The 24566-nt window shown below is 69.3% G+C and carries 22 protein-coding genes; 7 read left to right on the top strand and 15 right to left on the bottom strand.

What is annotated here, in order from left to right; all coding sequences use genetic code 11:
- Nucleotides 1-2 precede the first annotated feature (2 nt).
- On the top strand, nucleotides 3-1043 hold the full coding sequence (locus AC5020_RS01525; protein WP_464986945.1) for a glycine betaine ABC transporter substrate-binding protein: 1041 nt from the start codon (nucleotides 3-5) through the stop codon (nucleotides 1041-1043).
- A gap of 269 nt (nucleotides 1044-1312) precedes the next feature.
- Here AC5020_RS01525 and AC5020_RS01520 read toward each other — a convergent pair whose 3' ends face one another.
- Nucleotides 1313-2737, bottom strand: a complete 1425-nt coding sequence (locus AC5020_RS01520; RefSeq protein ID WP_464986944.1) for an Nramp family divalent metal transporter — start codon at nucleotides 2735-2737, stop codon at nucleotides 1313-1315.
- Between the two features lie 231 nt (nucleotides 2738-2968).
- On the opposite strand from AC5020_RS01520, the gene AC5020_RS01515 reads away from it, so the two are divergent.
- Complete coding sequence (locus AC5020_RS01515; RefSeq protein ID WP_464986943.1) at nucleotides 2969-4123, top strand: TM2 domain-containing protein; 1155 nt, start codon at nucleotides 2969-2971, stop codon at nucleotides 4121-4123.
- A gap of 95 nt (nucleotides 4124-4218) precedes the next feature.
- Here the strand turns inward: AC5020_RS01515 and AC5020_RS01510 are convergent, their stop codons facing one another.
- From AC5020_RS01510 to AC5020_RS01485, 6 genes are all read right to left on the bottom strand, one after another.
- Entirely contained in the window at nucleotides 4219-4929 is a 711-nt protein-coding gene (locus AC5020_RS01510; protein ID WP_464986942.1) for an urease accessory protein UreD, read from the bottom strand.
- Nucleotides 4926-5750: an urease accessory protein UreG gene (ureG, locus tag AC5020_RS01505; RefSeq protein ID WP_494564381.1), complete on the bottom strand. Its 825-nt coding sequence runs from the start codon at nucleotides 5748-5750 to the stop codon at nucleotides 4926-4928. The genes AC5020_RS01510 and ureG overlap by 4 nt, the downstream gene beginning before the upstream one ends.
- A gap of 109 nt (nucleotides 5751-5859) precedes the next feature.
- The gene (locus AC5020_RS01500; RefSeq protein WP_464986940.1) at nucleotides 5860-6528 is read right to left on the bottom strand and encodes an urease accessory protein UreF; all 669 of its coding nucleotides are present in this window, start codon (nucleotides 6526-6528) and stop codon (nucleotides 5860-5862) included.
- 3 nt (nucleotides 6529-6531) lie between these two features.
- Nucleotides 6532-8235, bottom strand: coding sequence for an urease subunit alpha (locus tag AC5020_RS01495; protein WP_464986939.1), 1704 nt, complete (start codon nucleotides 8233-8235; stop codon nucleotides 6532-6534).
- Between the two features lie 3 nt (nucleotides 8236-8238).
- Entirely contained in the window at nucleotides 8239-8958 is a 720-nt protein-coding gene (locus AC5020_RS01490) for an urease subunit gamma (protein WP_464986938.1), read from the bottom strand.
- A 3-nt stretch (nucleotides 8959-8961) separates the two neighbouring features.
- Nucleotides 8962-10653 carry a purine-cytosine permease family protein gene (locus AC5020_RS01485; protein WP_377803914.1) on the bottom strand — a complete coding sequence of 564 codons (1692 nt, stop codon included), beginning with the start codon at nucleotides 10651-10653 and terminating at the stop codon, nucleotides 8962-8964.
- Between the two features lie 336 nt (nucleotides 10654-10989).
- Between AC5020_RS01485 and AC5020_RS01480 the strand changes: the two genes are divergently transcribed.
- The 4 genes from AC5020_RS01480 (at nucleotide 10990) to AC5020_RS01465 (ending at nucleotide 14698) form a co-directional block, all read left to right on the top strand.
- Complete coding sequence (locus AC5020_RS01480) at nucleotides 10990-11403, top strand: ArsR/SmtB family transcription factor (RefSeq protein WP_377792776.1); 414 nt, start codon at nucleotides 10990-10992, stop codon at nucleotides 11401-11403.
- Between the two features lie 84 nt (nucleotides 11404-11487).
- Nucleotides 11488-12705, top strand: coding sequence for a FecCD family ABC transporter permease (locus AC5020_RS01475; protein ID WP_464986937.1), 1218 nt, complete (start codon nucleotides 11488-11490; stop codon nucleotides 12703-12705).
- Nucleotides 12706-12842: 137 nt separating this feature from the next.
- Nucleotides 12843-13922: an ABC transporter substrate-binding protein gene (locus AC5020_RS01470; protein WP_464986936.1), complete on the top strand. Its 1080-nt coding sequence runs from the start codon at nucleotides 12843-12845 to the stop codon at nucleotides 13920-13922.
- Nucleotides 13919-14698, top strand: coding sequence for an ABC transporter ATP-binding protein (locus tag AC5020_RS01465; protein WP_464986935.1), 780 nt, complete (start codon nucleotides 13919-13921; stop codon nucleotides 14696-14698). The genes AC5020_RS01470 and AC5020_RS01465 overlap by 4 nt, the downstream gene beginning before the upstream one ends.
- Here the strand turns inward: AC5020_RS01465 and AC5020_RS01460 are convergent.
- The 4 genes from AC5020_RS01460 to AC5020_RS01445 form a co-directional block, all read right to left on the bottom strand.
- Complete coding sequence (locus tag AC5020_RS01460; RefSeq protein WP_464986934.1) at nucleotides 14693-15862, bottom strand: MalY/PatB family protein; 1170 nt, start codon at nucleotides 15860-15862, stop codon at nucleotides 14693-14695. The two genes, AC5020_RS01465 and AC5020_RS01460, sit on opposite strands and share 6 nt — an antisense overlap.
- A gap of 156 nt (nucleotides 15863-16018) precedes the next feature.
- On the bottom strand, nucleotides 16019-16819 hold the full coding sequence (locus tag AC5020_RS01455; protein WP_464986933.1) for a TIM barrel protein: 801 nt from the start codon (nucleotides 16817-16819) through the stop codon (nucleotides 16019-16021).
- A gap of 3 nt (nucleotides 16820-16822) precedes the next feature.
- On the bottom strand, nucleotides 16823-18214 hold the full coding sequence (locus tag AC5020_RS01450) for an Nramp family divalent metal transporter (RefSeq protein WP_464986932.1): 1392 nt from the start codon (nucleotides 18212-18214) through the stop codon (nucleotides 16823-16825).
- A 52-nt stretch (nucleotides 18215-18266) separates the two neighbouring features.
- On the bottom strand, nucleotides 18267-19244 hold the full coding sequence (locus AC5020_RS01445; RefSeq protein WP_464986931.1) for a 3-hydroxyacyl-CoA dehydrogenase family protein: 978 nt from the start codon (nucleotides 19242-19244) through the stop codon (nucleotides 18267-18269).
- A 278-nt stretch (nucleotides 19245-19522) separates the two neighbouring features.
- On the opposite strand from AC5020_RS01445, the gene AC5020_RS01440 reads away from it, so the two are divergent.
- A complete protein-coding gene (locus AC5020_RS01440) occupies nucleotides 19523-20260 on the top strand; it encodes a GntR family transcriptional regulator (RefSeq protein ID WP_377018978.1) in 738 nt (245 codons plus the stop codon).
- A gap of 80 nt (nucleotides 20261-20340) precedes the next feature.
- On the opposite strand, the gene AC5020_RS01435 is transcribed toward AC5020_RS01440, so the two are convergent.
- From AC5020_RS01435 to AC5020_RS01420, 4 genes are read right to left on the bottom strand one after another with little or no spacing between them, the layout of a single operon-like run.
- Nucleotides 20341-21288 carry a D-2-hydroxyacid dehydrogenase gene (locus AC5020_RS01435; protein ID WP_377018977.1) on the bottom strand — a complete coding sequence of 316 codons (948 nt, stop codon included), beginning with the start codon at nucleotides 21286-21288 and terminating at the stop codon, nucleotides 20341-20343.
- 23 nt (nucleotides 21289-21311) lie between these two features.
- Nucleotides 21312-22220, bottom strand: coding sequence for a carbohydrate ABC transporter permease (locus tag AC5020_RS01430; protein WP_377792780.1), 909 nt, complete (start codon nucleotides 22218-22220; stop codon nucleotides 21312-21314).
- 1 nt (nucleotide 22221) lies between these two features.
- Nucleotides 22222-23166, bottom strand: a complete 945-nt coding sequence (locus AC5020_RS01425) for a carbohydrate ABC transporter permease (RefSeq protein ID WP_377018974.1) — start codon at nucleotides 23164-23166, stop codon at nucleotides 22222-22224.
- Nucleotides 23163-24470, bottom strand: a complete 1308-nt coding sequence (locus tag AC5020_RS01420; protein WP_464986930.1) for an ABC transporter substrate-binding protein — start codon at nucleotides 24468-24470, stop codon at nucleotides 23163-23165. Before AC5020_RS01420 ends, AC5020_RS01425 begins: the two co-directional genes overlap by 4 nt.
- Between the last annotated feature and the right edge of the window lie 96 nt (nucleotides 24471-24566).

The raw sequence follows: 24566 nt of genomic DNA, 5'->3' as shown, positions 1-24566 counted from the left end.
GCATGCTGCCCCGCACCACCTCCGCACCCTCCAAGGCCGCCCCCGCCGCCCGCTCCCGCCTGGGTCGCCGCGAGTTCGGCGCCCTGGCCGGGCTCGCCCTGCTCCCCCTGGCCGGCTGCGGTCTGCGTCCGGCCACCGCCTACACGCCCGAGGTCGCCCCCGGCTCGATCCAGCCCGTCGACGGCCTGCCGGATGACGCCACCATCACCGTGACCGGGAAGAACTTCACCGAGCAGCTGATCCTCGGCAAGATCGGCGTGCTCGCCGCCCAGGCCGCCGGCTTCACCGTCAACGACCTCACCAACGTGCCCGGCAGCGTCCCGGCGCGTGAGCTGATGACCTCCGGCAGCGCCGACATGACCTGGGAGTACACGGGCACGGCCTGGCTGACCTACCTCGGTGAGACCGAGGGCATCCCGGACAAGCATGAGCAGTGGGAGGCCGTGCGCGAGGCGGACGCTGCGAACGGCCTGACCTGGCTCGAGCCCGCGCCGCTGAACAACACCTACGCCTTCGCCGTGCGCACCGAGGCCATCGAGGAGCTCGGCGGAGTGAGCACGCTCAGCGACCTCGCCGAGCTTCCCGTCGAGGAACGCACCCTCTGCGTCGAGGCCGAGTTCAACTCCCGGGCCGACGGGCTGCTGCCGATGCTGGAGACCTACGGCATCCCCCGCGGCGACGCCGACGGGGTGCCTGCGGACAACATCAGCATCTACGACACCGGCGCCGTGTACACCGCGACCGACCGGGGCTCGTGCAACTTCGGCGAGGTCTTCACGACCGACGGCCGCCTCGACAGCCTCGACCTGACCGTGCTCGAGGACGACCTGGGCTTCTTCCCCGCCTACAACGTGGCCCCGGTCCTGAACTCCACCACCTTGGAGACCTACCCGCAGCTGGCCGACGTCTACGCCCAGGTCACGCCCTTCATCACCGACAAGGCGCTGCGTGCGCTGAACCTGCGGGTCGACGAGGGCGGTGAGCTCCCGGCCGACGTGGCCTTCGAGTACATGGTCGAGCAGGGGCTGGTCACGGAGCCCTGAGCGCGGGGTGCCGCGCACGGGCCGCTCAGCGTACCGGGCTCGTCACGGAACTCTGAGCGGGCGTTTCCTCTGGTCACGGAGCGCCCCTGGTACCCGAACCCCTCCACTCACCGTGTATTCCTCAAGACACCAAGCACCCCCTCGTTGAGGCCGCTTAGGGGTGGCCATTGCGGCCTCAACGAGGGGGTGCTCGTGGCGGCGAGGGGTACCCGCAGCGAAAGGGCCCCGTGGCGGCGAGGGGTACCCTCAGCGACGGGCCCGCGCCTCGCTCAGCCCACCACCGTCGTCACAGCCGAGTAGATCCCCAGCGCGATGATCGCGACCGCGCTGACGATCAGGGCCACCTTGATGAACCCGCCGCCGCGCAGCTCGGGCTCGATGCGTCCGCGCAGGTACAGCGCGGAGACGGCCACCGCAGCCAGGAAGATGCCGCCGGCGATGCCGCCGACCATGATCATCACCAGCGGTTCGTTGATCCACAGGAAGGTCAGCAGCCACACCGTCGGCAGGGCGGCGATGAAGAATCGCATCCACCAGTTGCGGCGTCGGCTGTCGGTCCAGTCGAAGACGCCCACGATGGACAGCGCGTTGGTCCAGGACCGCGACCAGGAGGGGATCGCCGCCCAGATCGTCGAGCCGAGCGCCGCGAGGGCGCCGATGAGGAAGACGATCCGGCCGGTCTCGCCGAAGACGCCGCTGAAGGTCTCCGAGAGGGTGCGGATCATCTCGTTGCCCTCGGGCACGAGGCCCTGCGGGTTCAGCACGGCTGCGCCGAGGATGTAGAACGCCGCCGTGGAGACGGTGTAGATGACCCAGGAGACGATGGCGTCCTTCTGCATCACGGCGATCCAGCCGTTGGCGCGGCGGCGGTAGGCCTCTGAGCCGTCGTTGGGGCCGGACCAGCGGGCGTAACCCTTCTCCAGGCACCAGTAGGTGTAGGCGGTGATCTCCTCGGAGGCGACGCCGGTCAGGCCGAACATGGTCATGGCGATGCCGAGTGCGCCGAGCGGCAGCTGGAAGCTGAAGCCGGAGGCGAGGTCGCCCCCGCTGTAGGCGAACTCGCTGAAGGGCAGGCCGATCACCACGAAGATCGTGACCACCACGAACGCCATGGTCAGGAAGGTGGCGACGTTCTCGATCAGCCCGTAGCGGTTCGCGATCAGGGTGGCGATCGCGGCGGCTGTGACTACGATGCCCCAGATCGTCATGGCCGCCGGTGAGAGGGGGCCGAAGCCCAGCGGCAGCAGGATCGACAGGGCCGCGGCCATGCCGCCGATGAGTCCGCCGGTCTGGACCAGTTTGCTGATCGCCATCAGCGCCCACATCGCGAAGACCCAGCTGATGCGGCCGAACCGGGGCGGGACGCGGTTGTAGCCCTCCATCGCGCCCTCGCCGGTGACGATCGCGTAGCGAGCCATCTCCACCTGCACCGCCACCTTGACGATGGTCGAGATGAATACCAGCCACAGCAGCACGAACCCGGCCTCGGCACCGAGTGAGGTGGCCGTGATCAGCTCGCCGGCGCCGACGACGGAGGCCGAGACGATCAGGCCAGGGCCGAAGAACTTCGAGGAAGCGATCCAGCCCGTCGGCGGATCCTTCACCTCCGAGTGATCGAGGTGGTACGGGTCACCGCGGACGAACCGCGCCGGGGGCGGGCCGTCGTGGCTCGGGGCGGGGGAAGAGGCAGTCATCGATGACTCCTTTGTCAGCACGGGCGCATGAGTGGTCAGGGCATCAGAAAGGGTAGCTTCCGGTCGCGCTCCGCTTCAGACGGCGGCGCCGAGATTTGGCGGATCATCGCCGTCGCGCTAAACGGTCGACAAGCTGAGTCGGTTACGTTTCGGCTACCGCCGCGTTCCGGACATGTCCGACTCCGTACGATTCTCGAGTCAGCACGCAACCAACCCGGAGGTCCACAACGCATGAGCGCTCAACCACTCAAGGAGGGGCGGCGGGACGCCACTCGAGCACTTGCAATTGCTCTACTGTCGGTCTTCCTCGGCTTTATCGGCATTGACCGATTCGTCAACGGCAACATTCTGGCCGGCGTACTCAAGCTCCTGACAGTCGGCGGCGCCGGAATTTGGTGGCTCGTCGATGTCGTGATATTCGGCTGGCGAGCCTACTTATCATGGAGAGCGACTCAAAGAACGGATGACTACCGGCCCGACGCGACTCCCGCACGCTCAGTGGCTGCTGCCGGCCAGAAACGGGGCCACGTGCCGCCGTCGCCGCGCGGAGCGGCCGTGTCGCCGTGGGTTCCGACCACGCGCCACGTCGACATCGTCGGCGAGTACTACCGCCTGGAGTCGTACGACAAGATCCTCGCGACGGAGCCGCGAACTGGACAGACGGTCCGGCTCGAGAAGACGGCAGCTCTCTATCCCGACCCCCATAATCCTCATAGCAGCGGCACCGCAGTGGCGGTGTGGATCGATGGCCTCCGCGCAGGATTTCTTCCCGCCGAACTGTCCAGTCGCTACTCGACGGCTCTGCGCGAGATGGCTGAGAAATCTGGCACCTACCTCGAGGTCCCGGCCCGCGTCGCCGCGTGGTACCAGACTCGAAATCGTCGCTGGGATGTGCAGACCAGCATTGGGTTGCCGGAACCCGAGGATCTGAGGCCGCACAACGCAATGCCGGTCGGGGACTGCGAGATCGTCCCGACCGGCCGCGTCATACAGGTGACCAAGGAGAACGAGCATATGGACGTGCTCGGACCTCTCACAACGCCGGGTCACGCAGTCCCACTTGCGGCAACACTGCGCCCAGCATGGTCGGGAGCTCGAGGCACTGTCCGCACCGTGGAGGTCATGATCGACGGAAAAGTCGTCGGTGAATTCTCAAGCCAGACGGGTGCACAGACGGTTGACCTTGTTGAACTTATCTTAGATGCGGGCCGCATTCCTGTCGTGCGAGCGACCCTTGAAGGCAATAATCTCGGAGCCGAGCTGAAGGTACGCATGCAACGGACGGCCGAGTTCGACCATTCCCGGGTTGAGCAGCTTCGTGAACTCGCTCGAGTACGGCGTGCCAACACGACGCATCGCGGTGAAGAGTTCGACTGGAACGACTAGTACTACGTGGCGTCCGCCATTCCCGTGAGCACATCGGTCGTAACGTACTTGCGGGTCAGTGAGGGCCTGGTGAACTCAAGCTGACCCCAGAGGGCTCACAGCGCCCACGCCTCGAACTGCGCCTCCACCCCGGTGCTGTGCGCTCGGTCCGCCACCGCCCGCGCGATCGCGCCGGGCGCGTCGAGTTCGAGAATGGTCGGCGCGGCTACGGCTGCATTGCCCTGCGCTCCGGACTCCGGCCGCCGCCCCAGCAGGATCGCGCTGTCGAGCACCCGATGTTCGCCCAGCACTCCGGCCCGCGGCTCTGTCCCGGACAGCGCCAGGTCCTCGAGCAGCAGGGGCGCGCCCAGGGCAGTGCGAGCGTGCATGCGCGCCACGAGCTCGCCACCTCGCTCCCCCGTGCGACCCAGCACGAGCGTCTCCCGCAGCAGCAGCCACGCATCCTCCCCCAGGGCGATGGTGGTGTCGCGGTCCACCGCGGCGCCGTCGGTGACGACGAAGGGTTGCGCCCGCCAGATCAGCGAGCCGCCGTACTCCACGACGATGCGCACGTCGAAACGACTGCGGGAACCGCGGCTCTCGTAGGCGACGGTGCCGCCGACGTCCTCGATCTCCAGGGCGCAGCCTGCCCCGACGTGGACGTCCACGGTCACACGATCGCCGCCGAGGAGCATCGCCCCGCCGGCGACGAGGGCCACGTGCGCCGAGTTCCGGCCCCGGGTGACGAGCCGCGGCTGCAGCAGGCCGGCTTCCAGGTCGAGCCGGACCGCTCCGCCACCCGAGGGCTCGATACAGATCCGCGTCATGCGGAGGCAGCCGGAGCCGGTGCGCTGCCTTCCGCCTCGCTCGTCACGGCCCCGTCATATCCGGCTCGCTCACCCGGGTGGGCGTGGTCGTGCCCGCCGCCGGCGCTGTCGCCTGCATGGGCATGGTCGTGATCGCCGTCCTCATGCGAATGGAGCACTCCCCCGTCCTCGTCGGCGTGGAAGTGCGGGGCCATCGGGCCCGGATCCTGCGGCTCGTGTGTGCCGGCGCGCTGGGCGGCGAGCACCTCGAGGACCCAGGCCTTCAGCGCGGCGACGGTGTCCTCGAGCTGGCGGGAGACGGCCAGGACGGGCCCGCCCTCGCGGGCCTCGGTGGCATCGGCGACCATCTGCTCGACGTCCACGCCGACGTGCGGCGCAAGGTCGACCTTGTTGACCACGAGCAGGTCCGCGCGGCCGATGCCGGGGCCACCCTTGCGGGCCACGTCCCCGCCTCCGGCCACGTCGAGCACGAAGATCTGGGCGTCGACCAGCGCCGGCGAGAACGTGGCGGTGAGGTTGTCGCCGCCGGATTCGACGAGCACCAGATCCAGCGGGGCGAAGTCGCGTTCGAGGTCCTCGACGGCAGTGAGGTTCATGGTGACGTCATCGCGGATCGCGGTGTGCGGGCAGGCGCCGGTCTCCACGGCCCGGATGCGGTCGGGATCGAGCACGCCGGCGGAGCGGAGGAAGCGGGCGTCCTCGTCGGTGTAGATGTCATTGGTGATCACGCCGATGCGGATCTCGTCGGCCAGGGCGCGGCAGATGGTCGCGATCAGCGAGCTCTTGCCGGTGCCGACGGGGCCGGCCACACCCAGGCGCAGTGCGCGCTGGGGTGTCTCTCCGGGAGCCGGAGCGCGGGTCGCGGCGGCCGTCGTGGATGCGGCGGAAGTCGCGGACGCGGCGGGAGTCGTGGACGCGGCGGCGGTGTTCTCAGGCACGGAAAAGCCTCCTGGGCAGTTGCGTCTGGGCTTCGGCCCAGCCTTCGGTCAGTGGAGCCCCGGTGCAGGGGATCTGCGCCGGGTCGGTGAGCGCGGCGAGCGCGGCCACCTGGGGGTCAAGCCGCCCGCAGGCCTCGAGGACGAGGCGGGTGGCGGCGCGGGGATCGGACGGTTCGAGCTTCAACCCGGCGGCGACGACGGTCTGGGCGTCGTCATAGGCGACCAGGCGGACGAGATCGGCGGCGCCGAGACCGGCCGCGGCGGCGATGAGGCCGAGCACGATCGGTCGGGGCAGGCCGGCCGCGGGGACGGCACCCGGCCAGAGCACGTCGGCCAGGCGGCGCAGGCCGTCGCCGAGGGCCACGGTGATCTCGCGCTGGGCGCGGCTCGGAGTGCGGGCGGCCCATTCGGCGTGCAGACGCTCGATCCGCGCGTCTTCCGGCGCCGCGGACGCACGCAGGCCCTGCAGCCCCAGCTGCCGGGCGACCACGGCGGTGCCCGCCTCGACCGGGACCACCGTGAGCATCCGCGAGGTGAGGTAGTCCCCCACCTGGGCAGGCTCGAGCTCAGTGCGCAGAGCTGCCTCGAGCGCGTTGGAGGTGACATGGGCGCCGACGGGCAGACGGGAATCCGCCAGCAGCATCGCCAGGGTCGAACTCATCGATCAGAACATCTGGTACAGCTGGGCGAGGGGCAGCTCTGTGGCGGGCGCGGGCTCGACCGGCTCACCGTCGATGCTGATCTCGAAGGTGTCCGGCCGAATGTCGATGCGCGGCAGGGCATCGTTGTTCTTCAGGTCCGCCTTGGTGACCTCGCGGGTCGAGGCGACCGGGAGCAGCTGCCGCTGCAGCCCCAGGCGATCGCGCAATCCGTCCTCGAGGGCCGACGGCGCGACGAAGGAGACGGAGGTGCGTGCCCCGATCGCGTCGCCGAAGGCGGGTCGCATGAGCACCGGCTGCGGGGTGGGGATCGAGGCGCCCGGGTCCCCGAGCGCTGCCCAGGCGATAGTGCCGCCCTTGAGCACGAGCGAGGGGCGGGAGCCGAAGAACCTCGGATCCCACAGCACGAGATCAGCCATCTTCCCCGGCTCCACGGATCCGATGTGCGCATCGACGCCGTGGGCGACCGCGGGGTTGATCGTGTACTTCGCGACGTAACGGCGGGCGCGTTCGTTGTCGGCCGGGAGGGTGTCCCCGAGCGACCCGAGGCGCTGCTTCATCACGTGGGCGACTTGCCAGGTGCGGGTGATGACCTCGCCGATCCGGCCCATCGCCTGGGCGTCCGAGGACGTGATCGACAGCGCGCCCATGTCGTGCAGGATGTCCTCTGCGGCGATGGTGGCGGCGCGGATGCGGGACTCGGCGAAGGCGAGATCCTCGGGGACGGACGCCTTGAGGTGGTGGCACACCATGAGCATGTCCAGGTGCTCAGCGACGGTGTTCACGGTGTGCGGAAGGGTCGGGTTCGTCGAACCCGGCAGCACGTTGGGCAGGGAGGCGATCTCGAGAATGTCCGGGGCGTGACCGCCGCCGGCGCCTTCGATGTGGAAGGCGTGGATGCTGCGCCCGCCGATCGCCTCGATCGTGGACTCGACGAACCCGGCCTCGTTCAGCGAGTCCGAGTGCAGGGCGACCTGCAGGCCATGCTCCCCGGCGGCTCGGAGCGAGGCATCGATGGCGGCGGGCGTCGCGCCCCAGTCCTCGTGGACCTTGTACCCGGCGGCGCCTCCGAGCGCCTGCTCGGCGAGCCCCTCGGCGGAGACGGTGTTTCCTTTGCCCAGCAGCAGCAGATTCACCGGCAACTGATCGAAGGCCTGGTGCATGGTGGCCAGGTGCCAGGCACCCGGCGTGACGGTGGTGGCGCGGCTGCCCTCGGAGGGGCCGGTGCCTCCGCCGCCGACGGTGGTGATCCCGGTGGCGAGGGCCTCGTGGATCTGGGACGGCGAGAGCAGGTGTACGTGCATGTCGAAGCCGCCCGCGGTGAGGATCTTGCCCTCCCCGGCGATGACGTCGGTCGACGGGCCGATCTGCAGATCCGGGTGGATCCCGTCGGAGACGTCGGGGTTGCCTGCCTTGCCGAGCGCGACGATGCGCCCCTCGCGCAGGCCGACGTCGGCCCGCACCACACCCCAGTGATCCAGCACCACAGCATTCGTGATGACCGTGTCCGGTGCGCCCTGGGCACGGGTCGTCCCGCCCTGGCCCATCGATTCACGGATCGACTTGCCTCCGCCGAAGACGGCTTCCTCACCGCCGACGGTGCGGTCCTCCTCGACCTGGATCCACAGGTCCGTGTCACCCAGGCGCAATTGGTCGCCGGCGGTGGGGCCGTACAGGGCGGCGTAACGTGCAGCACTGATCGTGACCATCACTCACACCTCCTTCTTGCGAGCGGGCGACGGGGCGGATCCGCCGTTCGCCGACGGGCCGGCCCCGTCAACGGCTGGGGCCGACTGCCTGCCGTCGGCCGAGGGCTCCCCTGGTCGGATCTGTATGCCGGGCACGCGGCGCGCCCCGCCGAGCCGCACCAGGTCCAGCTCGCGGGAGGCGCCGGGCTCGAAGCGCATCGAGGTGCCGGCAGGGATGTCGAACCGGAACCCCCGGGCGGCCTCGCGGTCGAAGGAGAGCGCGGAGTTCACGTCCGGCAGGTGGATGTGCGAGCCGATCTGGATCGGCCGATCCCCCGTGTTCTCGAATACCAGGGTCAGCCGGTCCTCCTCCGCGCGCTGGTTCAGGACGCGCTCCCCGTCGGCTGTCCTCAGCGCGCCGGGGCCGTCACCGGCGCCGGCTCCGTCGATGGGGTCGTGGATGGTCACCAGCTTGCGACCGTCGGGGAAGGTCGCCTCGATCTGGACGTCGGCCAGCAGAGAGGGAACATCGTCCATCACCTGCTCCCGGGTCAGAACACGCCGGCCCTCCACCATGAGCTCCTCGACGCTGCGGCCCTCACGGGCACGCTCGATCACCCAGCAGCTCAGCAGCGCGACCGTCTCGGGGTGGTTCAGACGCACCCCGCGCTCGAGACGGTCCCGTGCCACCATGCCCGCGGTGGCCAGCAGCAGCTTCTCGGTGTCGGCCGGCGTGAACTTCACGAATCACTCCTTGGGGAGAACATGCTCTCCGGTGCGGTCGGTGGTCAGGGCGAGGGAGCTGAGGTAGAGCTTCTCACCCTCGGGGCCCACCTTGGCGGAGGCGATCATGTCCGGCCGCTCGAAGTCCATGCCGGTGACATGGCAGTACAGGGTCTCGCCCGACGGGTTGCCGTCCTCGTCGTACATCGGCTCCTCGATGCCGTCGTCGGTGCGGCGGAGGTAGAAGCGGCCCTGGGTGGCGATCGCCATCAGCGGCGTGACGACCACGGCGATGCCGACGGCGAACAGCGGGGAGAAAGGCTGGACGGCCGGGCCGAAGGCTCCGAAGAAGATCGCGATCGAGACACCGGCCGAGAGCACCAGCGCGACGATCCCCACGGGATTCCAGTCGTGGATCATGCCGCGGCGGAACTCCGGCTTCTTCGGCGAGAGCTTCAGGATGTACTTGTTGATGACGATGTCGGTGGCCACCACGATGATCCAGGACATGGCCACGTTGGCGTAGAAGCTGAGGATCGAATCGAGGAAGTCGAACATGTTCGCTTCCATGAGGATCAGCGCGATCCCCAGGTTCACGCCCAGGAACACCAGCCGGCCCGGGTAGCGTTTGGTGACGCGGGTGAAGGAGTTCGTCCAGGCCAGGGACCCGGAGTAGGCGTTGGTGACATTGATCTTAATCTGCGAGATGACCACCAGGATCACCGCGAGCACCAGAGCGATCCACCCGGGCATGAGCTGCTCGTAGGTGGTCAGGAACTGCTGGACGGGCTCGTTGGCGTACTCGCGGGCGCCGGGGATGTTGGCGACCAGGTACACAGCCAGGAACATACCCAGGATCTGCTTGATCGCTCCGAAGATGACCCAGCCGGGCCCGCCCAGGATCGTTGCCGCCCACCACGAACGGCGGTTCGCCGCGGTGCGCGGCGGCATGAACCGCAGGTAGTCGATCTGCTCGGCGATCTGCGCGATCAGTGAGAGGCACACGCCCGCGGCGAGCATCGCGGCGGCGAAGCTGACACCGCCCTCACCGTCCTCGCCGCCGTAGTCGAAGAAGGTCTCGACCGAGCCGGGATGGGAGAAGACGAGGTAGGCGACCGGGATAACCATCAGCACCAGCCACACCGGGGTGGTGGCCACCTGCAGTTTGGACAGAGCCTTCATGCCGTACATGACCAGCGGGAAGATGATCAGGGTGGAGACGAGATAGCCGATCCAGCGAGGGATCCCCAAGCCGAGGAAGAGACCCTGGGCCATGATCGAGCCCTCGGTGGCGAAGAAGATGAACGTGAACGAAGCGAAGATGACGTTCGTGATCACCGAGCCGTAGTAGCCGAACCCGGAGCCGCGGGTGATGAGGTCCAGATCGAGGTTGTAGCGGGCGGCGTAGTAGGCCAGCGGGAATCCGCTGAGGAAGATGATCCCGGCGGCCACGAGGATGCCGATCAAGCCGTTGATCGTGCCGTGGTTCAGGGCGATGTTCGCGCCGATGGAGAAGTCGGCGAGGTAGGCGATGCCTCCGAGGGCGGAGGTCGCGACCACGGCCGGGGTCCACTGGCGGTAGGAGCGCGGGGCGAAGCGGAGGGTGTAGTCCTCGAGGCTCTCGGCGGTGGCGGCGCGGGCGTCGGCCGACACCGTCGGGGCCGGAGCGCCGGGCGGTGGGCTGGCGGGGGTCGCGTTGTCGGCGTCGATGCTCATCGCGCCTCTCCTTCGGGGGACGGGGCCTGCGGGGACAGACTCTGCGGGGGACGGATGCTGCGGGGAGCAGTGCGGGGACGTGCCGCGGGCGAGAGGAGGAACCGCCTCGCCCGCGACCTGGGAACCGTAGGGATGTTGTGAAGCCGACGCCTCCCGCGGAATGCGCCGTGACCCGACCGTGACCCGCCGTCTCATGAATGCAGCTCTTGAATCGATCCGGCGACGTGCTGCGCGCTTTCCGAGAGCCCGCCGGCCTGTGTGCTCCGTCGCGGGAAGCGGCACCCTGCGCTGTGACGTCACGGAGCGCTATGCCAGCCGGCGTCTACAGTGACCGTCATGAGCAGCCCTGCGCCCACCGGCCCTCTCCCCGACTGCCCGACGCACACCCGCACGGGCGAGAGCGCCGCCACGGACGACGCACTGGTGGGCGAGCTGCGCGACATGCTCGCGAGCGTGGGGAGCATGGAGGAGATCGCCTCTCGGATGGCGCTGCTCTCCGATCCGCGCCGGCTGCAGATCCTGTTCTGCATCCACGCTCATCCCGGAGTGCGCTCGACCGATATCGCGCGCGCGATCGAGGCTCGGGAGTCGACCACCTCCCACGCCCTCGCCCTGCTGCGTGAGGCCGGATGGGTGAGTGCCGAGCGTGCCGGCCGGGAGATCCGCTACGAGATCAGTGATGGCCTCGCTCATGAGCTGTTGCACCGTCTGGGTTCGGCGCATCTGCCAGGAGTGCATCACCCCGAGTGAGGGCGTGGTGCCGCGCCGGTCACGTTCGGGTCACGGCGCGGACGGAGCCGGTGCCCCGGCGGCGATATTTGTACCCTCATGCAAGTGACCTCGAACCTGCCGTCCGTCCCGCAGCCGCCGGACGCGGTTGCCCCGGGACGTGCAGCCCGCTCCCCAATCGCGCTCCCGTCCGCGCACGACCCTGTCTCACCGCCGCGCGATAGGGGTCCCGCCAGGGATCGCCCCACCCAGGACTCCCTGGGCGTCCGCGCCCGCGACCGCCGCTCAACCCTCCTGCTCCTCGGCCTCGCCCTCGCCGTGCTGGCCAGCCTCGTGCTGACCATGGGCGTCGGCCCCGTCGCGATCCCCGCGGCCGCCACCTGGCAGGTCCTCACCCACCATCTCGGCGCTCCCGCCTGGCTTTCGCCGCAGGCCGCCGCCGCGGCCGATCCGGCGACCGACGCGATCGTCTGGACTGTGCGCCTGCCCCGCGTGCTGATGGGCGCGGCCGTCGGCGCCTGCCTGGCGATCTGCGGCGCGACGCTGCAGGCTCTGGTGCGCAACATGCTGGCCGACCCTTACATCCTGGGCATCTCCGGCGGCGCCTCCACCGGGGCTGCCGGGGCGATCCTGTTCGGCGTCGGCGCAGCGCTGGGCGACTATGCGCAGGGAGTGCTCGCCTTCGCCGGAGCGCTGGGGGCGGCGCTGCTGGTGTTCCTGATCGCCCGCACCGGCGGACGCGTCACCTCGCTGCGGCTGCTGCTGTCCGGCGTGGCGGTGGGCTACGCCCTCTCGGCGGCGACGAACCTGCTGATCTTCTCCTCCGACTCCGCGGAGGGCTCCCGCTCGGTGATGTTCTGGATGCTCGGCTCCCTCTCGCTCGCGCAGTGGAACGCGTTCCTCGCCCTCGCCGCGGCGGCCGCGGTGCTCGGCGCCGCCGTGCTGACCTTCTTCTCCACCACCCTCGACGCCCTCAGCGCCGGCGACGAGACCGCCCACGGCCTGGGCATCGACCCCGACCGCGCCCGCATCGGATTCGTGGTGGTGGTCTCGATGTGCACCGCGGCGGCGGTCGCCGGCGCCGGCGCGATCGGGTTCGTCGGCCTGGTGATCCCGCACCTTGCTCGCCGGGTGGTCGGCGCCCGGCACCGGGTGCTGATCCCGGCGAGCGCGCTGCTGGGCGCGCTGTTCCTGCTGTGGGCCGACGCGCTGGCCCGTGTGATCATGCCGCCGCAGGAGCTGCCGATCGGCGTGCTGACCGCGGCCGTCGGCGCCCCGTTCCTACTGGTCCTCGTGCGCCGGCTCTACGCCCAGCGACACTGAGCCGGCCCGCGCGGCTCATCTCTCGCACCGTCCCGCCCCCTCCCGCCCCAGACCTGTCGCATCCCACTCCGCTCCTGACTCTCCCCGCCCCGCACACCCTCGCCCCTCACTCCCGCCGCACCGTGATCGGAGGTCCCATGGACCGTCGCCGCTTCTCCCTCACCGCTCTGACCGCCCTCGCCACGCTCGGGACGGCCGCCTGCTCCGGCGGCTCGGCCACGGAAGCTTCGGACGCGGGCGGCACCGGCGCGGGTGGCACCGGCGCGGGTGGGTCCGCTGCGGAGGGGTCCGACGACCGCGGCAAGACCACCGCGACCCGCTTCCCACTGCAGATCGAGAACTGCGAGAGCCAGCTGAGCTTCGATGCCCCGCCGCAGCGGATCATGCTGCTGGAGACCGCCCCCGTGACCACACTGGACGGCCTCGGGGCGCTCGATCTGGTGGTGGGCCGCGCGGGGACCTTCTCCCCCGGCTACTACAGCGAGGAGCTCTCTGCCCGCATCGAGCAGATCCCCGCGCTGTCGGAGGACGTCGACGCCGCAGGCCACCTCCAGATCTCCCAGGAGCTGGTCATCGCCCAGCAGCCGGACCTGGTGCTGGGCCTGCCCGATGGCATCACCCGGGAGGGCATGCGGGCCGCGGGCGCCGAGGTGCTGGTCCAGAACGTCTTCTGCGCCGGCACCGAGCGCGCGAGCTTCGAGCAGCTCGACGAGGAGATCGCCGTGTACGGGCAGATTCTGGACCGCGCGGAGCCGGCCGAGCGGCTTACCACCGAGCTGCACGAGCGCATCGACGCGGTCACCGCCGCCGCGCAGCAGAGCCCGTCGGCCGCCCGCACCGCCGCGGTGCTGTACCCGTCGGTCGGCGGCGGCCCGCTGTACGCCTACGGCGCCGCCAGCATGGTCACCGCGCAGCTGGACGCCCTGGGTCTCGCCAACGTCTTCGAGGACACCGCCGAGCGCGTCTTCGAGGTCGGCGCCGAGCCGCTGCTGGAGGCGGATCCGGACGTCGTCATCGTGCTCCACAAGGGACAGAGCGATGGCAGCGAGATCGCCGAGGAGATGGTCGCCTCGGACCGGCTCTCGAACCTGCGCGCCGTCACGGAGCAGACGGTGCTGCCGCTGCTGTTCAACTTCTGCGAACCAGCCTCACCGCTGGTCGTCGACGGCCTGGAGCGGATCCACACATGGCTGGCCGAGCAGGAGCCCGCCGCGTGAGGCCGCTGCTGGAGGCCACCGGGCTGCACCATGCTTTCGGGGCCCACGCCGTGCTGCGCGGGGTGGACATCACCGCCGGCGAGGGCGAGGTGGTGGGCCTCGTCGGCCCCAACGGCAGCGGCAAGACGACCGCCCTGAGAATCCTGCACCGGGCACTGGTGCCGCGGTCCGGAAGGGTGCTGCTGGACGGCCAGGATCTGGCTTCGTGCACGAGCCGCGAACGCGCCCGGCAGATCGCGGTGATGGCGCAGGAGGCGCCCGGCGATGTCCCGCTGACCGTGGCCGACGTGGTGCTGCTGGGACGCATCCCCCATCGCGGATCCTTCGGCGGCCGCACCGAGGAGGACCTCGCCGTCGCCGCCGACGCCCTGCGCCGCACCGGCGCCGAGCAGCTGGCCCGCCAGGAGTTCGGCAGCCTCTCCGGCGGCGAGCGCCAGCGCGTGCTGATGGCGCGCGTGCTCGCCCAGCAGGCACGCTTGCTGCTGCTGGATGAGCCCACCAACCATCTGGACATCGGCTCCCAGCACCAGGTGCTCACCCTCGTGCGCGAGCAAGGCGCGGCCACCGTGGTGGTGCTGCACGATCTCAACCTCGCCGCCCGCTACTGCGACCGGGTGATCGTGCTGGCAGGCGGCCGGGTCCAGGCCGACGGTCCACCACAGGACGTGCTCCGCCCGGAGCTCGTCGGCTCCCTGTACGGCGTCGGCGTGGACCGTCGCATCGCCGAGGACCTCGTCCCGCAGTTCCTGTTCCGTCCGCCGACGGAGACCTCATGACGGGTCGAGGGCCCTCGCAATCCTGGTGATCGCCTCGACCATCAGCGGGCGCGGCATGGCGTAGATGAATCGCACGTACCCGTCCCAGGCCCGCCCGCATGCCGTGCCGTCGGTGCATTCGACCCGCGCGTGCTCGAGCAGGTACGAGTGCAGGGACCCGTCGACGTCGTAGGCACGCAGATCGAGCCAGGCGACGTAGGTGCCTTCCATCGTGGTGACCGTGGCGCGGGGCAGCAGCTCCGCGACCAGGGCGGAGAGCTCGTCGCGGTTGCGCCGCAGATACTCGACGATGTCGCCGAGCCAGCCTTCGCCCTCGGTGTAGGCGGCAGAGGTCGCGGCCAGGCCCAGGTTCGCGGCGCCGTGCTCGACGAAGTGGCCGACGGCCCGCCAATGGTTCCGGTCGGCGTCGTTGCTGGTGATCATCTGGGCGCACTTCAGGCCCGGAAGGTTGAAGGCCTTGGAGGCGGCGACGGCCGTGATGGTGTGGTGCGCAGTGGTCTCGCTGAGGGAGGCGTAGGAGATGTGGGAGCCGCTGAGCACCAGTGGCATCCAGATCTCGTCGGAGAAAACCCGGCCGCCCTTGCGGTCCACGAGCTCGGCGATCTGCTCGAGCTCCTCGCGGGTGAGCACGCGCCCGGTGGGATTTCCCGGATTGCACAGCACGAGCAGCTCCCCGCCGGCGTCGAAGGCCGCTTCGAGGGCCTCGAGGTCGTAGCGGTACTGGTTCGTCTCCGCATCCAGCGCCATCTCGACCTCGATGACCTCGCGCCCGATCAGCGGCGGCAGCAGCAGGAAGGGCATGTAGGCCGGGGTGGGGACGATGATCTTCGAGTCCGGAGACGTGAACGAGTCGATGGCCGCCTGGTACACCGTGATCACGTCAGGCATCTCGTGGATGTCCTCGGGCGCGACCTCCCAGCCGGCATGGCGCCGCACGAGCTCCGCCGTGGCCGCCTGCATCTCCGCCTTCAGGTCACCGGGCAGGTATCCGAACGCGCCGCGGTCGACCTCGCGGTGCAGACGGTCGGTGATGGGCTGGGCGACGCCGTAGTCCATCTCGGCGACGAACGCGCCGATCACGCCGTCGCCCCGGACCCATTTGGTGGCGCCGGTGGCGGTCAGATCCTCATAGGTGATCGCGTCGAGCTGTTCGGTGGTGGGCACTGGGGCTCCTGGGGTCGAGGCATGCGGCGCACAGAGGTGGCGGTTCCGACGGCGCATCTTCTCACGGAGCCCTCGGTTGCGGTCCCTTCGGTGCGCGCAGTCGGGCTCTCCCGCCCTTCGCCGGCCGTATTCGGCCAGGCGAGCGGACGATAGCGCTCACAGTCGCGAAGCGACCTCGCGGGCCGAGAGCGGCTGCTCCCCGGAGCATTCGATGCCGATCCTGCCCTGGTAACCGCGACGGCGCAGATCCTGGAGCCAGGTCCGCAGAGGAAGCTCGCCCGTACCTGGCCACCCGCGTCCGGGGGCGTCGGCCACCTGGACGTGGCCGATCAGCGCCGGGTCGGGCATGCCCCCCTCCAGAACGGCATCGCGCTGGACCGCCGCGTGATAGATGTCGAGCAGGACGTCCACATCGGAAGCTCCCGCGCCGCGGGCCTCCACAGCGAGCGTCCGGGCGTCCGCGAACGAGGTCAACGCGGCACGGGCGAACCCGGAGAGCGGCTCCAGCACGATCCGCGCCCCGCTGGCGGCGACCATCGGGGCGATGCGCACCAGGTTGTGCAGCGCCGTCTCGAACTCTTCCGGTGTCGGCGGCCCCGGTTCGGCGAGGTTGCCCGCCATGGGGTTGTACCGGCGCACGCCCAGGCGCCGGCCGACGCCGATCGCCGTCTCCGCCGCACGGGCGAAGTCGTCCTCCCGCCCCGGCACGCACAGCAGACCGCGGTCGTCGACCGAGGGCCCGCCACCCGGGAAGTTCAGCAGCACCAGCTCGACCTCGGCGCGGCGGATGCTGTCGACGAAGGTGGCGATCTCGCTCTCGTCGGGGTGCTGGGCCGCGAACGGCCACCAGAACTCGACGGCCTCGAAGCCCAGGTCTCTCGCCCGAGCGGCGCGCTCACGCGGTGGCGTGGACTGCAGCGACAGCGAGCAGTTCAGTGACAGGTCACGAGCGTCCATGGCTCAGAACTGGTCGATCAGCGTGACGATGCCGATGCCGAACGCGACGACGGCGGAGAGGGCGAAGTAGACCGTGAAGGCCCATCCGTCGCGCAGCCGCGCGTCGGTCTGCGTCCGTCCCAGGTAGACCACCGCGATCACCACCGCCATCAGCCAGAAGGCGTTGACGATGCCGGCGACGATCACCATCGTCAGCGGTGCCTGCAGCCCGTAGGCGAATCCGCCCCAGACCAGAGGCAGGCCGACGATGAAGATCCGCACCCACCGGTCACGCGCCGCGGCGTCCTCCCACCGGAACGCACCGACCATGGCGAGGGTGTTCGTCATCTGGCGCGCGAAGCCGGGCGTGTTGGCCAGCACCGTCTTGAAGAGGGCGACCCCGGCGCCGAGCAGGAAGAACACCTCCGCCCAGGTGCCGAGGGTGTCGGTGAAGATCCGCGAGATCGTCGCCAGGACGTCGGTGCCCTCGGGCCGCAGTCCCTGGGGGTGCAGCACGGCGGCGCCGAGGACGTAGAACGCGACCGTCGAGACGGTGTAGATGACCCACGAGAGCCAGGCGTCCTTCTTCATCACGGAGATCCACCCGCGGGCGCGGTCGGCCCACTCCTGGGAGCCGTCATTCGGTCCCGCCCAGGCGGCGTAGCCCTTCTCGACGCACCAGTAGGTGTACTTGGTGATCTCGTCGGCGCCGATGCCGGTGAAGCCGAAGACGGCCAGGGCCAGACCCATCGCGCCGGCCGAGAGCTGGAAGGACAGCCCCTGGCCGACGTCCATCAGGGTCCAGGAGAACTGGGTGAACTGCAGGCCGATGACCAGAGCCAGCACGCAACCGGTGACGACCACGACCAGGACGGTGCACAGCCGCTCGACGAGCTCGTACTTGTTGGTCACCTGGATCGCGATGGTGGCGGCGACGATGGCGATGATCCAGAACGCCAGGGACGGGGCCGACAGCGGTGCGCCGAGCACGGGCAGGGCGGCGGAGAACGCGAAGGCTGCGGCCGACAGCACCCCGCCCTGCCCGATGATGCCCTGGGTGAAGTTCAGCAGACCCAGGTAGGTCATCCAACTCCTGCCGAACAGCTTCGGGGCGACGTCGTTGTAGCCGGTGACCGAGGACTTCCCGGTGGAGATGCTCCAGCGGGCCAGTTCGATCTGGACGCCGACCTTCACGATGGTCGACAGCAGGATCACCCACAGCAGGATGAACCCGACCTCGGCGCCGAGCGCGGTGGCGGTGATGAGCTCACCGGAACCGACGACGGCGGCGCTGGTGACCATTCCGGGACCGAGGAATCTCAGCGAGGGTCTCCAGCCCCGTGGCGGCTCGAGGATCTTGCTCGTGTCGCGCACGTAGGGGTCGGCTTTGATGACGGGCATGGTCGCGTCGGTCACGTCGTCTCCGTTGATCGCGTGGAAATCTGGGCTGGGCTGGGGTGGGAGTGGGTCAGTGCTGGGTGGCGCCGGCGGAGGGAGGGGCGCCGAGATCGTCCTGGAGTCCCTGCATCCGCACGTACGCGTGGTCGCGGTAGCCCTGGATCGCGGCGCGGGTGTCCTCGTCGTACTCGCCGAGCAAACCCCGGCCGGACTTCATGCCGAGCGCGCCCTCGGCGACTGCCGACTCCAGCGCGGCAGGCGGGGCCATGCGGTCGCCGAACGCGTCGCGGAGTATCCCGAAGCACTTGGCGTAGACGTCGACACCCGCCTGGTCGACCATCGAGAACGGTCCGACCAGGCCGAGCCGGAATCCGAAGCTGTTGCGCACCAGGGTGTCGATGGCCTCCATCGAGGCCACGCCTTCCTCCACGACCCGGAAGGCCTCGCTGACCATGGCGTACTGGATGCGGTTGACGACCATGCCCGGAGTGTCCCCGACCACGGCGGGGCGCTTTCCCGCGCGTTCGAGCACACGCACGACGGCCTCGACGACGGCCTCGTCGGTGTCCTCGCTCGCGACCACTTCGGCTCCCGGCACGAAGGGTGCCGGGTTGAAGAAGTGGATGGTCAGGAAGCGCTCCGGGGCGGTCACGGCGGATCGCAGGGTGTTCACCGAGATGGTCGAGGTGTTCGTGCCGATGATCGTGTCTGGGCGTGCATGGGCGGAGGCCCGCTCGAGGACCTCGCTCTTGACGTCGACGTCCTCGAACACGGCCTCGATGATGAGGTCGGCCTGACCGGCGGCCTCCTCCACGGAGTCGGCGGCGTGCAGATGACGGTCGACCGCGTCTGCCGCGCCCGAGGCGAAGAGCTCACGGGCCTCGAACTGGCGGCTCTGGGCGACGAGGCGGTCGCGGGCAGCCGCGGCCACCTCGGCGCTCTGGTCGGCCAGCTGGACGGTGAATCCGGCCGCGGCGAAGACCTGCGCGATCCCTCCTCCCATGTAGCCGGAGCCGAGCACGGCGACCGTGCGAACCTCGCGTGGCATGGTGTGTCCTCTCGTGTGCTGTTCGGCGCGGGGCGCCGTGCTGACGGTGCGACCGACCGCCCTCGATGTCTGCAGGACCGCCTGCACGGGACGGCGAGGACGAACGGCTGAGCGACTCCGGCACGGCCGGCTCGACGGTGAGTGCCAGGGGATGAGTGCGCGATGCGATTCGCGGCGTGCGCCACGCAACACGATCTCGTAGAGAATATACGATCTACGATCTACGTCAAGCGCGATGACGCCCGTCCGACCATCGGGACACGGCTACCCTCATGGGCATGGAAACTCGCGACGAGCCCGGGGTGCCGGCCAGTTCCCTCATGCCGACGTCCCGCAGTCCTGCTCGCTCTGACCTGCGTGAATACGTCTACGACAGCATCTTGGAGATGCTGCTGCGCGACGACGCCCCTCCGGGCGCGCGCCTGTCGATCAGCACCATCGCCGAGCAACTCGACGTCTCCCCCACCCCGGTGCGCGAGGCCCTGGTCCAGCTGGAGCGCACGGGCCTGGTCACGCGCACGGTCCGCAAGGGATACCGGGTCTCTCCGCCGCTGGGACAGGATCAGCTGGCCGAACTGTTCACGGCGCGCGAGATGCTCGAATGCACCGCCGTCCGGCTCGCCGCGGCCGCGTCCCCGGCGGCGCTGCTCCCCGAGCTGCGCGCCGCACAGGAACAGCACCGCCGCGCCGGGGAGGCCGTGATCACGGCGCTCGACTCCGGGCGGCGCGACGTGTCGCTGGCTGCGGACTACTTCGCCCGCGACCGCGAGTTCCACGAGGTGATCTTCCGTCACTGCGGGAACCGCTACCTGATGGAGATGTCGCAGGATCTCGGTTCGCTGGTGCATCGGCTGCGACGCATGGTCCACCGGGGCGTCACCGACGTCCGGGAAGCGATCGGCGAGCACGAGGCGATCATCGACGCTCTCGAGAGCGGCGACGCAGCGGCCGGCGAATCGGCCATGCGTGAGCACATCCGGAACGTCATCGAGCGGTCGACGAGCGACCAGGCGTAGTCCGGAGCCGCCGGGCTCGGCTCCCGGTGCGCGGCTACGTGCTGTCGTCGCCCGGGCACCGCCCCTCAGCGCCCTACACGTCAGTACCCCGCATCCCGATCCACGATGTTGCGCAGCTCCTCGCCCCGCACCCACCGCCGGACGTTCTCGAGCATGATCTGCCGGCCGCGTTCGACCGTCGCCGGTGTGGTCGCCGCATTGTGCGGGGTGATGATGGCGCCCGGGGCGTTCCACAGCGGGCTGCTCACCGGCAGGGGTTCGACCGCGTGGGCGTCTATGCCGGCCCCGCCGAGGTGACCCGAGCGCAAAGCATCGACAAGGGCGTCCTCGTCGACGATCCCGCCGCGGGAGGTGACGATGATCGCGGATCCCGGCGGCATCAGCGCGATCTCCGCGGCGCCGATCATTCCCGTCGTCTCAGGGGTCAGCGGGGCCGTCACCACCAGCATGTCGCTGGTGCTCAGCAGATTGCGCAGCCCGTCGGCGCCGTACCGCAGACTCACCAGTCCGTCGCACTCCGCTTCGCCCCGGCGGCGCAGGGCCGTCACCTGCATGTGGCAGGCCCGGGCCTTGGCTGCGAGATCCTTGCCGCTGTGGCCGTACCCGATGATCCCGAGGCGCGTCCCGGCGAGTTCTCCGTGCACACGCCGCTGCCAGACGTGACGCTGCTGCGCCGCGGCCCAGGCGGGGGCATCGCGGCTGATCATGAGCATCAGCATGAGGGCGTGCTCGGCAAGGGGGATCGCTCCGTTGCCGGCTGCGGAGGTCAGCGTGACCATGGCGGGCACGGAGCCGGGCCGCAGCCACGCGTCGACTCCCGCGGCAGTGCTGTGGACCCATTCGAGGGACGGGAAGGCTCGCAGGTCGCTGCTGGGAGACGCCCCCAGCAGCGCGCGGACGTCGTCCGCGGGCTCGCCCGCGTCCAGGTCCGCCACGCTCTCGCCGGCGGCCTCCCGGATCGCCTCGAGGTCCGCACGAGCGCTGCCGGTCACCCCGATCCGCGCCGGGCTAGCGGCCCACGCGCTCATGCCGCTGCCGCTGCTCAGCCCGCTCACTTCAGCCCCGTGGTCGCGATACCGCGGATCAGGTGTTTCTGGGCGAACGCGAAGAACAGTAGCAGCGGGATCAGCGACAGCAGGGACATCGCCATGAGAGTGCCGGTCCCCTGCTGTGACTGGGAATCCACGAGCGCGTTGAGCGCGATCGGGACGGTGAACACCGAGGAGTCCGTCAGGTAGATCAGCTGTCCGAAGAAGTCGTTCCAGGTCCAGATGAACGTGAAGATCGTGGTGGTGATGAGGGCGGGCTTCATGAGCGGCAGGATGATGCTGCGGAACACCCGGAACGGTCCAGCGCCGTCGATCGCGGCCGCCTCGTCCAGCTGGCGCGGGATCCCGCGGATGAACTGGACCATGAGGAAGATGAAGAACGCGTCCGTGGCGAGGAACTTGGGCAGGATCAGCGGCACGAACGTGTTCACCAGCCCGAGGCTCGAGAAGACGATGTACTGCGGGATGATGACTGCGTGCATCGGCAGCATCACCGTGACCAGTACGATCGCGAAGTAGACGTTTCGTGCGCGGAACTCGAGCCGGGCGAGGGCGTAGGCGGTCAGCGAGCAGGACAGCAGATTCCCCAGGATGGCGCTGACGGCGACCACCGCGGAGTTGCCGAAGAACACCCAGAACGGAAACCCTCCCACCATCCAGCCGTTGATGAAGTTCTCGAGTGTGAGCTCGGTGGGGATGATGCTGGGGTCGGTGAGCACCAGGTGCGAGGGCTTGAATGCGCTGACCGCCATCCAGATCAGTGGGTAGAGCATGAAGAGCCCGAAGAGGACCAGTCCGCAGTGCCGGATGATCGCTCCACGGGTCCGGGATCGGCGCATCGAGGGCGCCGCGGCGAGCCGTGGCGCGGTCTCCCCGGCGGCCGGGGCGGGGTCAAGGGTGGAAGTGGCCATATCAGTCTCCGTAGAACACCCAGTACTTGGACAGGGTGAAGTGCAGGGCGGTGATCAGCGCGATTGCGAGCAGCAGCACCCAGGCCAGAGCTGAGGCGTACCCCATGTCGAAGTTCACGAAAGCCTGCTGGTAGATGTACAGGGTGTAGAACAACGTCGAGTCGACGGGGCCGCCCGTGCCGCTGCTGATCACGTGGGCCTGCGTGAACGCCTGGAACGAGCCGATGGTCTGCAGGATCAGGTTGAAGAAGACGATCGGAGTCAGCAGGGGGATGGTGACGTGACGGAACATGTGCAGCTTCGAGGCCCCATCCACTCTCGCCGCCTCGTACAGCTCCTCCGGGATCTGCCGCAGCCCGGCCAGGAAGATCACCATCGGCGAACCGAAGGTCCAGACGTTGAGGACGATCAGCGTCCACAGGGCGCTGTCCGGATTCTGCAGCCAGTTCGCGCCGTCGATGCCGATCAGGGCGAGAGCCTGATTGACCAGGCCCTCCTGTCCGAAGATCTGCTTCCACAGCACCGCCACGGCCACACTCGTGCCCAGCAGAGAGGGCAGGTAGTACGCGCTGCGGTAGATGGACAGCCCGCGCAGTCCCCTATCCAGCACGAGAGCCAGCGCGAGCGCGAAGACCAGCTGCAGCGGCACCGAGACCAGCACGTACATACTGGTCACGCGCGCCGACGCCCAGAACCTGTCGTCGCCGAGCATGCGCTGGAAGTTGTCGAGCCCGATGAACTCGGGCGCGGTCATGATGTTGTAGTCGGTGAAGGAGAGGTACAGCGAGGCCAACATGGGCGCGGCCGTCACCAGCAGCAGTCCGGTCAGCCACGGCGACATGAACGCGTGCGCCGCGAGCTCCTGATTGTGCCGCGTCTTCCGCCGCGGCCGCGGTGAGCCGGCCGAGGCCTCCTCCGCCGCCGGCGCCGCCGCGGGCGCGCTCATCCGTCCTCCTCACCGCTGGCGGCGCGATCGATGCCCTGGTTGATCTCAGCGATCATGTCTGCGGCCCCCTCGGGGATCGTCGAGCTGCCGCTGGTGATCTCCTCCAGCACCCGGGTCATGACGGTGCGCCAGGTGCTCGATCCGGCGGGTGCCTCGTACCGGGGCTGGCGATCCACGTCGCGATCCTCGGTGACCACGTCGAGCATCTTCTTCTCGTTGTCGCTGGCGAACTCCCTGTACTCCTCGGTCACCCTCGGGTTCACCGGAGCACCCATCGTCAGGCCCACGATCTTCAGCATGTCCACGGTCCCGTGGGTGAAGTTGAAGACTTCACCGGCCAGCTCGGCCTTCTCGTCACTGGCGTCGGCGTAGATCGCCTGGCGGGGATAGTAGAGGAACTGGTGCCCCTCGGGCGCCGATGGGTCCACGGGCAGGTGCGAGAGACCGAACTCGAAATCGGGGAACATCGTCGCGTCGTCGACGATGTGGTTGGAGTTGCTGAACCAGGCCAGGCAACGGTCGCCCACGTCCTCCCAGCCGGCCGCCACGCCGTCCTGCTCCCCGATGCTGGGGGTGGCGCCGGCCTCGCGGAGGTCCTCCCACCAGGCGAACCAGCTCTCGAGACCCTCCTGGGTGTAGCCGATGCGGCCGTCCTCGGTCCACAGCTGTTCGCCGTGCTGGCGCAGCCATCCCTCGAAGGGCAGGTCGGCGTCGGCGGCGTAGGCCACGGCCCAGCGATCCTCCGTGTTCGAGGAGTAGTCCTTGGCGAACTCGGCGAAGCCGTCCCAGTCCCACGACTCGGGCCAGTCCACGCCGTCCTCTTCGGCGAAGGTGGCGTTGTAGCGGATCACGGGCACGAAGATGCCGAACGGCATCGTGTTGTGCTCGCCGTCCAGGGAGAAGTCCTCGATGTCCTGCTCGGAATAGTCACTCAGGTCCAGGCTCCCGACGCTGTCCAACGGCCGGTAGAGGCCATTGGCGTAGTAGGTCATGACCTGCGCGGAGGGGATCCAGAAGATGTCGGCGACATTTCCCGCCGCCATCTGGGTCGTCATGCGCTCCTGGAACGCGGAGTATTCGGCGAACTCCACCGTGAGGGTGAGGTCCTGGTTCTGCTGCTCCATCAGGTCGAAGGCTTCCTGATAGTTCTGCTGCCTGACGTTGTTGCCCCAGAAGGCGTAGCGGACGCCGCCGTCAGCGCTACCGCCTCCACCTCCTGCCACACCGCCGCAGGCGGCCAGCGCGCTCGTGCCGGCTATCGCGCCGGCTCCGGTGAAAAGACTCCGTCGGCTGAGGTGACGCATTGCTGTGCTCCCGTCGTTGGAAGGACCGAGGGCTTCGTAGCCCCCATGTGGACAATCCTCGCGAATGACAGATTGTCTGTCAAGAGTACATGCCTA

The organism is Brachybacterium sp. SYSU DS0246 (genome assembly GCF_059391765.1).
The sequence above is the reverse complement of the archived record's forward strand: the minus strand, read 5'-3'. Positions and strand labels throughout refer to the sequence as shown.

What these genes read in the sequence shown, in the direction of transcription:
- AC5020_RS01525 (WP_464986945.1), top strand. Translation starts at nt 3, where the DNA reads ATGCTGCCCCGCACCACCTCCGCACCCTCCAAGGCCGCCCCCGCCGCC.
- AC5020_RS01520 (WP_464986944.1), bottom strand. Translation starts at nt 2,737, where the DNA reads ATGACTGCCTCTTCCCCCGCCCCGAGCCACGACGGCCCGCCCCCGGCG.
- AC5020_RS01515 (WP_464986943.1), top strand. Translation starts at nt 2,969, where the DNA reads ATGAGCGCTCAACCACTCAAGGAGGGGCGGCGGGACGCCACTCGAGCA.
- AC5020_RS01510 (WP_464986942.1), bottom strand. Translation starts at nt 4,929, where the DNA reads ATGACGCGGATCTGTATCGAGCCCTCGGGTGGCGGAGCGGTCCGGCTC.
- AC5020_RS01500 (WP_464986940.1), bottom strand. Translation starts at nt 6,528, where the DNA reads ATGAGTTCGACCCTGGCGATGCTGCTGGCGGATTCCCGTCTGCCCGTC.
- AC5020_RS01495 (WP_464986939.1), bottom strand. Translation starts at nt 8,235, where the DNA reads ATGGTCACGATCAGTGCTGCACGTTACGCCGCCCTGTACGGCCCCACC.
- AC5020_RS01485 (WP_377803914.1), bottom strand. Translation starts at nt 10,653, where the DNA reads ATGAGCATCGACGCCGACAACGCGACCCCCGCCAGCCCACCGCCCGGC.
- AC5020_RS01480 (WP_377792776.1), top strand. Translation starts at nt 10,990, where the DNA reads ATGAGCAGCCCTGCGCCCACCGGCCCTCTCCCCGACTGCCCGACGCAC.
- AC5020_RS01470 (WP_464986936.1), top strand. Translation starts at nt 12,843, where the DNA reads ATGGACCGTCGCCGCTTCTCCCTCACCGCTCTGACCGCCCTCGCCACG.
- AC5020_RS01455 (WP_464986933.1), bottom strand. Translation starts at nt 16,819, where the DNA reads ATGGACGCTCGTGACCTGTCACTGAACTGCTCGCTGTCGCTGCAGTCC.
- AC5020_RS01445 (WP_464986931.1), bottom strand. Translation starts at nt 19,244, where the DNA reads ATGCCACGCGAGGTTCGCACGGTCGCCGTGCTCGGCTCCGGCTACATG.
- AC5020_RS01440 (WP_377018978.1), top strand. Translation starts at nt 19,523, where the DNA reads ATGGAAACTCGCGACGAGCCCGGGGTGCCGGCCAGTTCCCTCATGCCG.
- AC5020_RS01435 (WP_377018977.1), bottom strand. Translation starts at nt 21,288, where the DNA reads ATGAGCGCGTGGGCCGCTAGCCCGGCGCGGATCGGGGTGACCGGCAGC.
- AC5020_RS01430 (WP_377792780.1), bottom strand. Translation starts at nt 22,220, where the DNA reads ATGGCCACTTCCACCCTTGACCCCGCCCCGGCCGCCGGGGAGACCGCG.
- AC5020_RS01425 (WP_377018974.1), bottom strand. Translation starts at nt 23,166, where the DNA reads ATGAGCGCGCCCGCGGCGGCGCCGGCGGCGGAGGAGGCCTCGGCCGGC.
- AC5020_RS01420 (WP_464986930.1), bottom strand. Translation starts at nt 24,470, where the DNA reads ATGCGTCACCTCAGCCGACGGAGTCTTTTCACCGGAGCCGGCGCGATA.